The 14,295-nt window shown below is 70.4% G+C and carries 15 protein-coding genes; 7 read left to right on the forward strand and 8 right to left on the reverse strand.

Annotation, left to right across the window (positions count from 1 at the left end):
• Positions 1-5: 5 nt before the first annotated feature.
• Both ABTY62_RS21385 and ABTY62_RS21390 read right to left on the reverse strand, forming a co-directional pair.
• Positions 6-1,463 carry an outer membrane protein assembly factor BamB family protein gene (locus ABTY62_RS21385; protein ID WP_352131012.1) on the reverse strand — a complete coding sequence of 486 codons (1,458 nt, stop codon included), beginning with the start codon at positions 1,461-1,463 and terminating at the stop codon, positions 6-8.
• 184 nt (positions 1,464-1,647) lie between these two features.
• The gene (locus ABTY62_RS21390) at positions 1,648-2,403 is read right to left on the reverse strand and encodes a TetR/AcrR family transcriptional regulator (RefSeq protein WP_352131013.1); all 756 of its coding nucleotides are present in this window, start codon (positions 2,401-2,403) and stop codon (positions 1,648-1,650) included.
• A 119-nt stretch (positions 2,404-2,522) separates the two neighbouring features.
• On the opposite strand from ABTY62_RS21390, the gene ABTY62_RS21395 reads away from it, so the two are divergent.
• From ABTY62_RS21395 to ABTY62_RS21420, 6 genes are all read left to right on the forward strand, one after another.
• Positions 2,523-3,122 carry an NADPH-dependent FMN reductase gene (locus ABTY62_RS21395; RefSeq protein ID WP_352131014.1) on the forward strand — a complete coding sequence of 200 codons (600 nt, stop codon included), beginning with the start codon at positions 2,523-2,525 and terminating at the stop codon, positions 3,120-3,122.
• A gap of 17 nt (positions 3,123-3,139) precedes the next feature.
• Positions 3,140-4,735, forward strand: a complete 1,596-nt coding sequence (locus tag ABTY62_RS21400) for an MDR family MFS transporter (RefSeq protein WP_352131015.1) — start codon at positions 3,140-3,142, stop codon at positions 4,733-4,735.
• A gap of 40 nt (positions 4,736-4,775) precedes the next feature.
• Entirely contained in the window at positions 4,776-5,894 is a 1,119-nt protein-coding gene (locus ABTY62_RS21405; protein WP_352131016.1) for an NADH:flavin oxidoreductase, read from the forward strand.
• 136 nt (positions 5,895-6,030) lie between these two features.
• Positions 6,031-6,489 carry a hypothetical protein gene (locus tag ABTY62_RS21410; protein ID WP_352131017.1) on the forward strand — a complete coding sequence of 153 codons (459 nt, stop codon included), beginning with the start codon at positions 6,031-6,033 and terminating at the stop codon, positions 6,487-6,489.
• A gap of 71 nt (positions 6,490-6,560) precedes the next feature.
• Positions 6,561-6,902 (forward strand): nuclear transport factor 2 family protein, encoded by a 342-nt coding sequence (locus ABTY62_RS21415; RefSeq protein WP_352131018.1) that lies wholly within the window; start codon positions 6,561-6,563, stop codon positions 6,900-6,902.
• Positions 6,903-6,999: 97 nt separating this feature from the next.
• A complete protein-coding gene (locus tag ABTY62_RS21420; protein WP_352131019.1) occupies positions 7,000-7,806 on the forward strand; it encodes a nucleotidyltransferase domain-containing protein in 807 nt (268 codons plus the stop codon).
• Positions 7,807-7,943: 137 nt separating this feature from the next.
• On the opposite strand, the gene ABTY62_RS21425 is transcribed toward ABTY62_RS21420, so the two are convergent.
• The 5 genes from ABTY62_RS21425 to ABTY62_RS21445 all read right to left on the reverse strand — a co-directional run bounded on the left by ABTY62_RS21425 (position 7,944) and on the right by ABTY62_RS21445 (position 11,403).
• Entirely contained in the window at positions 7,944-8,510 is a 567-nt protein-coding gene (locus ABTY62_RS21425) for a hypothetical protein (protein WP_352131020.1), read from the reverse strand.
• Between the two features lie 19 nt (positions 8,511-8,529).
• Positions 8,530-9,033 (reverse strand): hypothetical protein, encoded by a 504-nt coding sequence (locus tag ABTY62_RS21430; RefSeq protein WP_352131021.1) that lies wholly within the window; start codon positions 9,031-9,033, stop codon positions 8,530-8,532.
• A gap of 538 nt (positions 9,034-9,571) precedes the next feature.
• A complete protein-coding gene (locus ABTY62_RS21435) occupies positions 9,572-10,126 on the reverse strand; it encodes a hypothetical protein (RefSeq protein WP_352131022.1) in 555 nt (184 codons plus the stop codon).
• 2 nt (positions 10,127-10,128) lie between these two features.
• The gene (locus ABTY62_RS21440; RefSeq protein ID WP_352131023.1) at positions 10,129-10,428 is read right to left on the reverse strand and encodes a hypothetical protein; all 300 of its coding nucleotides are present in this window, start codon (positions 10,426-10,428) and stop codon (positions 10,129-10,131) included.
• Between the two features lie 249 nt (positions 10,429-10,677).
• On the reverse strand, positions 10,678-11,403 hold the full coding sequence (locus ABTY62_RS21445; protein ID WP_352131024.1) for a FadR/GntR family transcriptional regulator: 726 nt from the start codon (positions 11,401-11,403) through the stop codon (positions 10,678-10,680).
• Between the two features lie 308 nt (positions 11,404-11,711).
• Between ABTY62_RS21445 and leuA the strand changes: the two genes are divergently transcribed.
• A complete protein-coding gene (leuA, locus tag ABTY62_RS21450) occupies positions 11,712-13,454 on the forward strand; it encodes a 2-isopropylmalate synthase (protein ID WP_352131025.1) in 1,743 nt (580 codons plus the stop codon).
• Between the two features lie 54 nt (positions 13,455-13,508).
• On the opposite strand, the gene ABTY62_RS21455 is transcribed toward leuA, so the two are convergent.
• Positions 13,509-14,141: a TIGR03085 family metal-binding protein gene (locus ABTY62_RS21455; protein WP_352131026.1), complete on the reverse strand. Its 633-nt coding sequence runs from the start codon at positions 14,139-14,141 to the stop codon at positions 13,509-13,511.
• Between the last annotated feature and the right edge of the window lie 154 nt (positions 14,142-14,295).

The following is a 14,295-nucleotide window of genomic DNA, read 5'->3' on the forward strand; positions in this document are numbered from 1 at the left end:
GGGTGTCACCCGCTGATGTCGTAGGCGCGCAGCACTCGCCCGCCCTTCGGGTCGTCGATCTCCTGGTTGACCACGTAGAGCGTGTTTCCCCACACGCCGGCCGTCAGGCTCTGTACGCGGCTCAGGGAGTGCCGGGGGGTGGGGAGCAGACCCCGGGACTCCTCCTTGCCGTCCCGCAGCCCGATGGAGACGACGCTCGGATCCTGCCCCGGCTGCTCGGGGGCCTTCACGGCGAGCACCTTGCCGGACTCCAGGCCGATCTGGATCGTGTCCGCCTTGGACCACAGCACCGTGCCGGTCCTGAGGTCGGTGGCCCCCAGGCCCGAGGTGTTGTCGTAGGAGGACAGCAGTACCGAGTCGTCCCCCATGGCGGTGGCCGCGGGGTCGAACTGGAGGTTTTTGAGCTTGCCCGTCATCGGGAAGGTCTTGTCGGGCTTTCCGTCCTTTGTGTAGGTCTGGAGATAGCGCTTGGTGTCGTTGCTGTCTTTTTCCTCGGCGAGCATGAGCGTCAGCGGGTCGTTCCCCACCACCAGCTCCACGTCCCGCTTCTCGTTCGGGAACTTCCAGGAGCCGGCATTTCCGTCCCGTAGATCCAGGATGCTCAGCTGGTTTTCCGGCGTGACGTCGCTGCAACTGCTGGAGGCGGCCAGATAGCCGGCGGACCACGCGATGTCGGTCCCGCAGTCGCGGCCGCGTGACGTCAGCGTCCACTTCTTCTCGCCCCCGGAGATGGCATAGGCCGACACCGGGCCGATCCCCGCGACCACCACGTCCTCGCCGACCTCGACATGCGGCGTGAAGGATTTGCTGTCGCCCGCCAGGTTCTTGGACCACAGGGTCTGCCCGGTGTCCGTGTCGAAGACGACGAGGTACGCGCAGTCATTGCCGCCGGCGTCATAGACGGCGGCGGCGACACCGTCGGAGTTCGGGTGCGGGGCAATGGCACAGACCTCGCTCGCCCCCTTCGGCGTTCGCACCGTCCACAGCGTCCTGCCGGTTTCGGGGTCGAAGGCGCGTACGCCGTTGTCGTCGGCGTAGACGGGGCCGCGCGAGGTGGTCCAGAGGGCGGGCAGTCCGCTGAGGGTGCCGCGGACGTGCGCGTCGGGCAGCCGCGTCTCCCACTTCTGCCGCAGGGCATGGGCCGGACGCGACGACTTCTTCGCCGCCGGGTCGCCGGAGCCGGCGTGCTCGAACAGCGCGACCGCGATGCCGCCCGCCAGCAGCAGCACGACGATGGCGAGGATGGCCGTGACCCTGCCCCCGCCGCGCCGCGGGGGCGGCGGGGGAGCCGGGGGAGTCGGCCACGGCGGGCCCGGGGCGGGCCCGGGCCCGCCGGGCGGCTGCTGCGGATAGGCGGGCAGCGTGGGCTGTGGCCCGGCGGCGGGCGGGGTCGGCGGTCTCGGCGGTGCGGGCGGCCGCTGGTTCGCCGGCTGTCCGTCCTCGTTGTCGCCCTCGTATGTCACCGTTCCGGCCCCCGTCCCAGTCGTGACCGGGTCACGTCATGTGCCCGTGTGAAGAGACGACGACAGGCGCCGAAGCGTTGCACGTGGTACCAGGTGCACGTTGTGCCAAGGGCGGGGCGGGGCGGGGCGGGGCGGGGCGGGCCGGGGCGGGCGGGGCGGCCGGCCGGACTCCGCCGCTCATGGCTCAGATCCCCAAGCGGGCCGCGATCCCGTCGAGGACGGCGTCGAGCCCGATCTCGAACTGCCACTGCGCGTCGTCCTTGCGGGTCGCCTCGTTGATGTAGCGGGCGAATGTCGGGTACCGGCCGGTGTTCATCAGCCAGTTCATGCGCGGGGCGAGGGCGATGCGCGTCTCGTCGGCGCTGGACCACCCCTGCTCCTGCATCAGCTCCGCGAGACCGATCTCCCGGTCCACGGCGCCTTTCACATAGGAGTCCACTGCGCGACAGACCGCCATCATCGTGTCGACGTCCAGATCGAGCTCGGCGAGCGAGGCCAGGGTGGCTTCGACCACGGCCACTTGGTTCGGGGTCAGCGTGAACACCGCCGCGCGGGCCACCCAGGGGTGCTGGAGGAGCACCGCCCTGGTGCGCTGGGCGCGCGCCCGCGCGGCCTCCCGCCAGTCCTTGGCGCCCTCGGGCGGCGTCATCTCGCCGTAGACATGGTCGACCATCAGCTCGAGGAGCTCGTCCTTGCCCGACACATAGCGGTACGCGGCCATCGGGGCGACCCCCAGATCGGTCGCGAGGCGGCGCATGGTGACGGCGTCGAGGCCTTCCGCGTCGGCGATCGCCACCGCGGCCTGGGCGATGCGCCGGGGGGTGAGCGTGGAGCGCGGGGCGGGGGCCGGGCGGTCCAGCCGCTCCCAGAGGAAGGCGGGCTCCGGCCGCTCGGACCGCTCCGGCTTCGCCTGCGGCTCCCGCTTTTTCCGAGGAGGCATGGGGTGAGCTCCTTTCAGAACCGCCCAGTGTACAGAGTATCCGTGTGTGGACAACGTACACACCGATGTGTACGTTGTATCGCGACGGATACGTTGTACGCACCGAACGGAGCCTCTCCATGAGCAACCTCAACGACAGCCCCCTGCGGGTGGCGGTCCTCGTCGGCAGCACCCGGGACGGCCGCTTCGGACCCGTGGTGGCCGAGTGGACGGCCGGCCACATCGCCCAGCGCGAGGACATGGAAGCCGACCTTGTCGACCTGGTCGAGACCCCGGTCCCGACCGTCATGCCGGCGTTCGGGCAGCAGCCGTCGGAGGAGAACGTGGCGCTGCTCGGCGCCGTCGCTCCGCGGCTGGCGGCGGCCGACGCGTTCGTCATCGTCACCCCGGAGTACAACCACAGCTACCCGGCGGCCCTGAAGAACGCGATCGACTGGCACAACCAGCAGTGGCACGCCAAGCCGGTCGCCTTCGTCTCCTACGGCGGCATCTCCGGCGGTCTGCGCGCCGTCGAGCACCTGCGGGGCGTCCTGGCCGAGCTGCACGCGGTGACCATCCGCAACACCGTCAGCTTCCACAACTACGGCGACAAGTTCGACGCGGACGGCAAGCCCCTGGACCCGGAGTGCGACGCCGCGGCCAAGTCCCTGCTCGACCAGCTGACCTGGTGGGGGCTCGCGCTGCGGGACGCCCGCGCCGCCCGCCCGTACACCGGCTGAGGCGGGGGAGCGCGGCCATGACAGGCGACGCCACGACCGACGACGCCATGACCGGCGACCCGGGGGACAATCCCCCTCCCGCCCGGCGGAACGCTCCCTACCTGGGCATCTTCGGCCTGATGCTCGGCATCTTCCTCGCCACACTCGACGGGCAGATCGTCGGCGTGGCACTACCGACCATCGTCGGCGACCTGGGCGGCCTCGACCACTTCTCCTGGGCCGTCACGTCCTACCTGCTCACCCTGGCCGCGACCACCCCGATCTGGGGCAAACTCGGCGACCTCTACGGCCGCAAAGGCGCCTACCTCTGGTCCGTGGTGCTCTTCCTGATCGGCACCGTCCTGTGCGGCCTCGCGCAGAACATGGGACAACTCATCGCCTTCCGCGCCGCCCAGGGCCTCGGGGCCGGCGGTCTCATGGTCGGTGCGATGTCCATCATCGGCGTACTGATCCCCGCTCAGGAACGCGGCCGCGTCCAGTCGATGATCGGCGTGATGCTGCCCGTCGCCTTCGTCGGCGGGCCGCTGCTCGGCGGATTCATCACCGACGTCCTGGACTGGCGCTGGGTCTTCTACGTCAACGTGCCCTTCGGCATCGCCGCGCTGCTCGCCGTCGGCAAGGGCGTACGGCTGCCACAAGCGCGCGCCGGCGGACGGATCGACTACCCCGGTACGGCCCTGCTGACCGCCGCCATCCTGTCCCTCACCCTGCTGGCCGGCTGGGGCGGCACCCGCTACGACTGGACCTCACCGCAGATCGTGCTGCTCGGCGCGGTGGCCGCCGCGGCCCTCGCCGCCTTCGTCCGGGTGGAACGGCGCGCGGCGGAGCCCGTCATCCCGCTGCGGCTGTTCCGCAGCCGCGACTTCACCCTCGCCCAGGCCCTCAGCTTCCTGGTCGGCGCCGCGCTGATCTCGGTGGCGAGCTACCTGCCCCAGTACATGCAGTTCGTGCAGGGCTCCTCCTCCACCGTCAGCGGCATGCAGGGCCTGCCCCTGATGATGGGCATGCTGGCGGCGCAGCTCATCACCGGCCGGCTGATGGACCGGGGCGGTCTGGAGCGCGTGGTGCCGATCACCGGTGCCGCCCTCACCGTCACCGGCGTGTTCCTGCTGCTCCTGCTCGACACCGGCACCCCGGTGTTCGCCGCCACGGCCCTCCCCCTGGTGTTCGGCGCAGGCGTCGGCATGCTGATGCAGAGCACGCTGCTCACCACGATGAACACCGCCCCGCCGCGCGACATGGGCGCCGCCACCGGCACCGTCACCCTGCTGCGTACGATCGGCGGCTCACTCGGCGTCGCCGCCCTCGGCGCCGTACACATCGGCCGGATGACGGCCGAACTGGCCGACCGGCTCGGCCACCGCACCGCCGAAAGGCTCACCTCCACGGGCGAGGTGACCCCGGCCTCGGTCGACCGCATGCCCGCCCAGGTGCGCCACGCCGTCCAGGAGGCGTTCATCGGCGGACTGCGCGGCGTCGTCATCGGCACGGCAGTCCTCGCCGCGGCCGCCTTCGCCCTCGCCTGGTTCGTCGGGGGAAACGCGGCCGCCAAGCAGTCCGATCCGGCGGAAGAGGCGGACCGCGCCCGGATCCCGACGGCGGCGACGGACTGAGACCTTGTCACACCGCCCCGAGAGAGAAAGCAGACCAGCCATGTCCAGCACCTCCGCCGCACGCGCCAAGGACGTCCTGCTGCGCCCCTTCACCGTGGGCGACCTCACCCTTCCCAACCGGATCGTGATGGCGCCGATGACCCGTGAGTTCTCGCCCGGCGGCATACCGGGCGAGGACGTGGCGGCGTACTACGCCCGGCGGGCCGCGGGCGGAGTGGGCCTGATCATCACCGAGGGGACGTACATCGGCCATGAATCGGCGGGCAGCAGCGACCGCGTCCCCCGTATCCACGGAGAACAGGCCCTGGCGGGCTGGGCCGGGGTGACGGACGCGGTGCACGGCGTCGGCGGGAGAATCATGTCGCAGCTGTGGCATGTGGGCATGGACCGCAAGCCCGGCTCCCCGCCCGTGCCCGCCGCCCCGCCCATGGGCCCCTCCGGCATCGCCGTCGACGGTACGGAGTCCGGCCGGGCGATGACGCGGACGGACATCGACGATGTTGTCGCGGCCTATGCCACGGCTGCCGAAGCCGCCGAGCGGATCGGGTTCGACGGCGTGGAGATACACGCGGGCCATGGCTATCTCATCGACCAGTTCCTCTGGGAGCGGACCAACCGGCGCACCGACGCCTACGGCGGCAACCTCGCCGCCCGCTCCCGCTTCGCCGCCGAGGTCGTCGCCGCGGTCCGCCGGGCGGTCTCGTCGGGTTTCCCGATCACCATCCGGTTCTCACAGTGGAAGATGGGCGCCTACGACGCCAGGCTCGCGCGCTCGCCGCAGGAACTCGAAGCCCTGCTCGCCCCGCTGGCGGACGCCGGGGCCGACGCCTTCCACTGCTCCACCCGCCGCTTCCACCAGCCCGAGTTCGAGGGGTCCGACCTCAACCTCGCAGGCTGGGCGAAGAAGCTCACGGGCAAGCCTTCGATCTCCGTCGGCGCGATCGGCCTCGACAACGAGTTCACCGATGTGATCCAGGGCCGGCAGGGCGAGGTCACGGGCATCGGAGAACTGCTCGACCGCATGGAGCGCGACGAGTTCGACCTCGCCGCCGTCGGCCGTGCCCTGCTCGGCGACCCCGACTGGCTCACCAAGGTCCTGACCGACCGCACAGCGGACCTCAGCCCCTTCCACGTGGGCCTGCTCGCCGCCCTGAACTGAGCTGCTTCGGCGAACGCGGCGGGCGGACCAAGGTCTGCCCACCAGCGCGCCGCCACCCGCCCCCTCGCCCCTCGCGACCGCCGCCCCCGTCCCCCTGTGGGCCAGGCGCGCGGCGGCCGCGACCTTATGGGCATCCGTGCCTTCCGCGCTGTGGCGGCTGGGCGTGGTGCTCGGTGTTCCACTGGGGCTCGCCGAGTCCGAGTACGACGCGATGCTCATACCCGGATGGAGGTATCTCGTCCTGCCGTTGCTGTCAGCGGTGCAGGAGGCACTGGCCTTCCTGACACTGGGGCTGGTGCGGCCGTGGGGCGAGGTGTGGCCGCGCTGGATCCCGCGCCTGAGAGGCCACCGCATCCCCGTGCACGCCGCGGTCGTGCCCGCGGCGCTGGGCGCGGTCGCCTGCACGGTCTACGGCGCGCTCTTCGTCCGGACGACGCTGCACGCCGATATGGAGGTCACGCAGTGGGGGGAGTGGCTGATGAACGCGTGCTACGTGCCGATGGTGGCGTGGGGGCCGCTGCCGGCTGTCGTCACCGTGCACTACTACCGGCGCCGCACACGCGGCCGGACACACGCCGACGGCGATCGCCGATGAGTTCCGGCGGCGGGATCGGTCTGCCCTTCTGGGGGCCAGGAGAAAGACCCGGACCGGAAGGAAGGGCAGCCATGGCGAACGTCGACGTCGTCCGCGCATGCATGGAGAGCTACCTCGCACAGGACCGTGACACCGCGGACCGGCTGATCGCCGAGGACTTCGTCTTCACGAGCCCGCAGGACGACCACATCGACAAGGCCGCGTTCTTCGAACGCTGCTTCCCCACGGTCGACCGCCTCCGGTACCAGAAGGTCCTGGAAGCGGTCCCCGCCGGGGGCGACGACGTCTTCCTCCTCTACGAGTACGAGCTGAAGGCCGGCGGACGCTATCGCAACGTCGAGCTGATCACCGTGCGGGACGGAAGGATCACCGAGACCCAGGTCTTCTTCGGCGGCCGGGTCCGGGAGACGTGAGCGCCGAACTGCCCGGTCACGCGTCCAAGTCGTATTCCAGGATGCAGGATGCAGGAAGCGGCGTCGAGCACGCCGTCCGCTTGGAACGATGGCAGCCATGGATGCCCAGTCACAGCCTGACCCCGCAACCTTCCCGGAGACGACCGGTTCCGGCGCGGTCGCTGAGTACGTTCGAGAAGCCCGGCGACTGGTCTTCGCCCGCTACCCGGACGCACTTGGCGCCACGCTCGGCGGGTCCAGCGCCTCTGGTCGGGCCACCCCCGGCAGCGACCTCGACATCGCTGTCCTTCTCCCTGACGACGGCATCAGCCGCCGGGAAGTGCTCCGTCACGAAGGCCGCCTCGCCGAGGTGTTCCTGCACACCCGTGTCGACTTGGGGGAGGTGTTCGCGGCAGCCAGGGCCACCCGCCGGGCGACCGCGCTCTTCATCTACGCCGAGTCCGTTTTGCTGCACGACCCGGATGGCCATGTCGAAACCTTGCGTGCCGAGGCCCAGGCCCTGCTCGCTGCCGGGCCCGAACCCCTTACCCCGAACGAGAGCGAGCTCGGCCGCTTCCTGCTCACCGACCTTCTGGACGACATGGCCGAGACCGGTCTCGGCAGTGACCGACATGAGCAACTGGCCATCGCCGACCGGACGCTGAACGAAGCCGCACACCTCCTGATCGCTCATCGCCGCGCCTGGAACGGGGTCGGCAAGTGGCTGCCCCGGCGCCTGATCGCGGCCGATCCGGTCCTCGGCCGGGAACTGCTCCGTGGGCACCTGGCCCTCGCCGAGCGCGCCGACCCGGCACCGCTGATCACCGCGGCCCGCGGCGTGCTCGAGTTGCTGGGCGGTCCCCTCCGGGAGGGATACGTCGGGCACTGGCGCCCATCTGCCGGGAACGGAGCCGCCGAGTCATAGCCGGGGTTTCTCCGGCGGCCGGCTGCCGGGGCTGCTGCTTCGGTCATCGTGTATCACATGGGTGCGGTGGTCATCGGCGGCCAGGATTCGGCCTGGTCGAGCTGTTTGCCGAGCGCCATGGCCACCGGGCTCCACGGTCACGACTCCCTTTCTACGTCCCGGAGAGAGTGGTACTGGGCGTGGCCCGCGTCGGACGGGTCTCCGTCGTGGATCTTGGCCAGTGCGCGCTTGACCAGATGGTCGGTCGTGACGGCCTGGTCAATTTCTCGCTCGATGGAATTGGCGTACGACTGCCCCAAGTCCCGTGCCAACCGCGAATCGTCACCCTCAGGAGAATCGAAACGCACGGTGCCGTCGGAGTTGTCGGAGACCTTGTATCCATAGACCTCCGCCCCTATGACGATCCCCTTGACTGTGTCCTGAATCTCAGCCAGCTGGTCATACGCGTCGTTCAGGATGGCATAGATGCTGCTGGCCTCCTTGTGCAGGTCCTCGAACTCTTTCACGGTCTTCTTGACGAATTCATGCGTGACGGTCGCGTTGAGCCCGGCCCACCGCGCACCCTCCGACTTCTTCAGCAGGCCCGAACGCGCATCGCTCGTCAGCTTCTTCAAACCATCGACAACGGACTTCCAGTCCATGGCCGCGCTGCTGAGCTTTCCCAGATCGAGCTCGACGAGATCCGTGTAAGTGAGAGTTCCCATCGTCATTCCCCTGTTTTCGCTACTTCACCATCTTGGATATCTCGGAAACGCTGACGGCCGAGCCGTCCCGGTGTCGAAGCGAGGCCGCGATCAGCTCGTCGTCGTTCGCGTGACTCTTCTTCGAGTAGTCCAGGTGATTGGAGATATGGGCGCACATCTGCAGCATGGTGTTCACCTGGGAAGTCCAGACGGACACCGTCGTGCTCAGCTCCGCGCCCATGGTGAAGTTGTGGTCGCTGAGAGCCTTGGCCGACTGCATGGACGACCCCACGCCGTCCTTGTCCGCCCCGGCCCCGGCGATGTCGGCCGCCTTCTGCAGCTCCCCGTGCAGGATGAAGGCCTCGTGCCCCACGGCGCCCAAGTCGTCCTGGTGGACGATGAGATCGGAGGTTTTGCCGCCGTCCTTGCCTCCGCCGCCCCCGCCGCCCCCGCCGGCCGCGGCAAGCTGGTTGAGTCGCGTTTGGGCGCTCTGCTGCCCGGCCGCGTCCGCCTTGAGCTGAGACCACTCGCTGTCGAACGACATTTCCCCGTTACCTCCCGTAAAGAGCATCAGCGCGTCCGGTGCTGCGGCCGTCTCTCCCCTTGCCCGCCGCAGCACATCGCGAATAAAAACGCATGCTAGCCGAATCGGATGACATCACTCCGGCTGCGGCCGGGCAAAGCCAGCCTCGATTCGTCAGCGGGGTTCGATTGCCGATCGATCCAGTGGTTCGCCCGTAATGTTCTTGGCCGGTGCGGGATTACGGCGGTCACGGCGCGGCGTTCGACGACTACGAGCGACGCATGCGGCCGTTCGTCGCGCTCAACCAGGCGCTGGCCACGGAGAATCCCGGCGGGTCGGCCTCCGAGGAGTCGGTTGAGCGGGCCAAGAACGCCATCTCGCTGTCATCAGGCCAATCGGTCATCAGGAGGGGGCCGTCGCGTAGGCGCAGGGTGGGAGGGCGCAGGGCGGCGTCGGCGGGGACGTGGGCCGGCGCCGACCCGGCACCGGCCCCTCCGGCCGTGCGCGCAGACACCTTGGGCTTCCCGTGGCCACCGGGCTCCACCGTCACGACTCCCCGTTATACGTCCAGCAGAGTGTGGTAGTAGGTGTGGCCCGCGTCGGACGGGTCTCCGCCGTGGATCTTGGCCAGTGCGCGCTTGACCAGAAGGTCGGTCGTGGCGGCCCGGCGCATTTCATGATTGACGGCGTCGGTGTACGACTGTGTGGAGTCCAGTGACCACCTCGACCCGCCCTCCCCGGACTCATGGAAACTCACGGTGCCGTCGGAGTCGTCGGAGACCTTGAATCCGTCTTCCTGCGCCCTTGCGACGAGCCACTTGACTTTGGACTGAATCCTGGTCAGCTCGGAATGCCCGTCGTCAAGGATGACCCAGATGCTGTTGGCCTCCTTGTGCAGGTCCTCGAACTCTTTCACGGTCTTCTTGACGAATTCATGCGTGACGGTCGCGTTGAGCCCGGCCCACCGCGCCTCTTCCGACTTCTTCAGCAGGCCCGAACGCGCGTCGCTCTCCAGCTTCTTCAAACCATCGACAACGGACTTCCAGTCCGTGACCGCGGTACTGAGCTTTCCCAGATCGACCCCGACGAGATCCGTGTAAGTGAGAGTCCCCATCGTCATTCCCCCGTTTCCGCTACTTCACCATCTCGGATATCTCGGATATCTCGGAAACGCTCACGGCCGAGCCCCTCGGCCCCGGCGATGTCGGCCGCCTTCTGCAGCTCCCCGTGCAGGATGAAGGCCTCGTGCCCCACGGCGTCCAAGTCGTCCTGGTGGACGATGAGATCGGAGGTTTTGCCGCCGTCCTTGCCCCCGCCGCCACCGTCGGCCGCGGCAAGCTGGTTGAGTCGCGTTTGGGCGCTCTGCTGCCCGGCCGCGTCCGCCTTGAGCTGAGACCACTCGCTGTCGAACGACATTTCCCCGTTACCTCCCGAAGAGGACATCAGCGCGTCCGGTGCTGCGGCCGTCTCTCCCCTGGCCCGCCGCAGCACATCGCGAATAAAAACGCATGCTAGCCGAATCGGATGACATCACTCCGGCTGCGGCCGGGCAAAGTCAGCCTCGATTCGTCAGCGGGGTTCGATCGCTGATACGACACCGAGGGGCAGAAGCGCGCGCTCGCCGACCGGATGGCCGCCGCCCCCTGGCCGTCAGCGCGGTGTCGCTCAGCCGAGGCGGTCGTCGCCGTTGCCGTCGCCGTCGCGCAGCCGGGTCAGGGTCTGCTCCAGCTCGGCCTGGAGCACACGGCCCGCCGTCTCCGCGTCGCCCCCCTCGACGGCCCGGACCAGCGCGGTGTGGGCCTCGTCGCCCGGGTTCGGCGTCCCGGCCGCTCCGGTCCGCAGGGCGAGCAGGTCCACCAGGTCGATCAGGCCCTGCCGCAGCCGGGGGACGAACTCGGCGAACAGGTCCGTGAGTACGGGGTTGTGCGCGGCGCCGACCACCGCCGCGTGCAGCGCGATGTCGGCGTCGACGAACGAGGCGTCGTCGCCCGCGGCGGCGGCGCTCCGGGCGTCCAGGGCCGCGCCGAGGGCGGTGAGGTCGGCGTCGGTGCGGCGCAGCGCGGCCAGCCGGGCGGCCTGCACCTCGACCAGCATGCGCACCTCGAACACGTCCGTGACGGCCGCGCGGCGGAGCCGGGCCGGCCAGTCCTCGGCGGGCTCGGTGGCGATGACGAAGACCCCGGAGCCCTGTCGGGCCTGGACCAGCCCCGCTCCGGCCAGGGCACGCACCGCCTCGCGCACGGTGGAGCGGCCCACGCCCAGCGTCTTGGCCAGGGTGGTCTCGCCGGGGAGCCTGGTGCCGACCGGCCAATGGCCCCCGGTGATCTCCTCGCGCAGCCGCGCGGCCGCCTGGTCGACCAGGGGAGTGGGACGGAGGGCGCCCAGCGGCATCCGGTTCACCTTTCAGGGAGCGTCTTTCAGCGAGCGTTGTCTCATCGCGTTCGCGGAGGGTCATAGCTTCCCAGGAGCGCTCATGGCTTCCCAGGGCCGGCCGCCCCGCGGCACGTCCGGACGCTCTCCAGTATTCCTCAGGTCCTCAGCTTGTCTGAGGACCTGAGGTGTGGCTAGCCTGTTCCGCATGACGCTGCGTGGTCTCCTTCTCGGCTGCCGCGGCGGGGCCTGATCCGACCGGCACCCCGCCGCGGAGTGCCGTGCTGCTCGCCGGTCGCCCTCCGATCGAGAGAAGGAAACCCCGGCCCATGGCTCTTCATGACGACCACGTCCCCTCCTGGAACCCGCAGCGGCCCAGCGCCATGCCGTACCACCGCTACCAGTCCGTGTACGACAGGGTCGCGGTGCCGCTGACCGGCGACCGCGCCTGGCCGGCCCGCCGGATCGAGCGGGCACCGCTGTGGGTGCCGGTGGATCTGCGCGACGGCAACCAGGCGCTGGCCGAGCCGATGGACACCCCGCGCAAGCGCCGGATGTTCGATCTCCTGGTCGCGATGGGCTTCAAGGAGATCGAGATCGGCTATCCCTCGGCGAGCCGGACCGACTTCGACTTCGTACGGCACCTTGCGGAGAGCGACGCGGTCCCCGCCGATGTGACCGTGGTGGTCTTCACCCCCGCCCGCCGCGACCTGATCGAGCGGACCTTCGCCGCGATCGAGGGCCTGCCCCGCTCGGTGGTGCACCTCTACACCGCCACCGCCCCGGTCTGGCGCGAGGTGGTGCTCGGCCGCGGGCGCGCCGAGGTGTACGGGATGATCCGGGACGCGGCCGGGCAGCTGGCCCGGCTCGCGGCGGCGCGGCCCGAGGACATCCGGTTCCAGTTCTCCCCGGAGGTCTTCAACCTCACCGAGCCCGACTTCGTACTGGAGGTCTGCAACGGCCTCACCGCGCTGTGGGACGCCTGCCCCGAGCGGCCGGTGATCCACAACCTGCCCGCCACCGTCGAGTGCGCCACCCCCAACGTGTACGCCGACCAGATCGAGTACATGCACCGCCACCTGGAGCGGCGCTCGGACGTTGTCCTCTCCGTGCACCCGCACAACGACCGCGGCACCGGGGTCGCCTGCGCCGAACTGGCCGTCCTGGCGGGCGCCCAGCGCGTCGAGGGCTGTCTGTTCGGCAACGGCGAGCGCACGGGCAACGTCGACCTGGTCACGCTCGCCCTGAACCTGTACGCCCAGGGCGTGGACCCGATGATCGACTTCTCCGACATCGACGCCGTCCGCGACACCGTGGAGCACTGCAACCGGCTGCCCGTCCACCCCCGCCACCCCTACGGCGGCGAACTGGTCTACACGGCCTTCTCCGGCACCCACCAGGACGCCATCAGCAAGGGGCTGGCCAGGCACGCCCGGCAGGCCGCCGAGTCCGGGGTGCCGGAGGGGCAGGCGCCATGGGCGGTGCCGTATCTGCCCATCGACCCGGCCGACGTGGGGCGCACCTACGAGGCGGTCATCCGCGTCAACAGCCAGTCCGGCAAGGGCGGCATCGCCCATCTGCTGCGGGCGCACCACGGCCTCGACCTGCCGAAGCGGCTGCGCGCCGACTTCTCCCACGTCGTGCAGGCCGCCACCGACGACAGCGGCCGGGAGGCCATGGCGAAGGAGCTGTGGGAGCTGTTCCGGGGCGCGTATCTGGCGCCCGGTCACGACGGGCCGGTCACCCTCGCGTCATGGAGCACCGAGGAGACCGCCCCCGGCGAGCACCGGTTCGTCTGCGACCTGCGGCGCGCGGGCGACGGCGAACGCCGGTACGAGGGGACGGGCAACGGGCCGCTGTCCGCCTTCGCCGACGCCCTGGCGGGCGCCGGGCTCGCCGTGGACATCCTCGACTACGCCGAGCACGCGATCGCCGCGGGGCCCGGCAGCCCCGCCATGGCCTACGTCGAATGCCGCGTCGGCGACACCGTCCGCTGGGGGGCCGGTCAGGACACCTCCGTGCTCACCGCCTCGGTGCACGCCGTCCTGGCCGCGGTGAACCGGGCGCTGTGACCGTGGTGAGCTGAGGTGAGGGGGTGGTGCGCCGACGCTCCGACCGACGCGGGGCTAGAGGCCCAGCTTCGCGGTCTGGATCGTGGCCACCGCCTCCTTGTCGCCCTCCAGCTCGACCCGGGCGACGTCCTGGCGGCCGAACAGAAAGACCGCCAGCTCTGCCGGTTCCGCGGTGACCGTGACCACCGGGGTGCCGCGGTGCGCCACCACCGTACGGCCGTCCGGGCGGCGCAGCACCAGGCCGACCGGGGACTTGCGGCCCACCACCTTGGCGATCCGCTCGACCCGGGACCACAGCGCGTCGGCGAAGACCGGGTCGATCTCGCGCGGCTGCCAGTCCGGCTGGGCCCGGCGGACGTCCTCGGCGTGCACATAGAACTCGATGGTGTTGGCCGCCTCGTCCACCTGCTTGACGGCGAACGGCGAGCTCCGCGGCGGGCCCTCGCGGAACAGCCGGACCAGCTCCGCGTACGGCTTCGCCGCGAACTCGGCCTGCACCCGGTCCAGCCGCTTGGCGAGCGGCTTGAGCAGCAGACCGGCGGCCGCGTCGGCGCGGCGCTCGCGCACGACCAGATGGGCGGCGAGGTCCTGGGTGGTCCAGCCCTCGCACAGCGTCGGGGCCTCGGGGCCTGCGGTCTCCAACAGGTCGGCCAGGAGCAGCCGTTCGCGCCTCGCGTGAGTGGACATACCGCCCACCCTACGACCGCCCCTCGGCCCCCGCCACTGGCACGCCGTGCCATCGCGCGGCCGGGGTGCCAGTGGGATGCCTCCGGGGTGGCTCCGGGACGCCCCCGGAGCCACCCCGGATGAGGCCACGTCAGCCCGTCAGCCCGTCAGCAGC

The organism is Streptomyces sp. NPDC097640, from assembly GCF_040302705.1.
Lineage (GTDB): Bacteria > Actinomycetota > Actinomycetes > Streptomycetales > Streptomycetaceae > Streptomyces.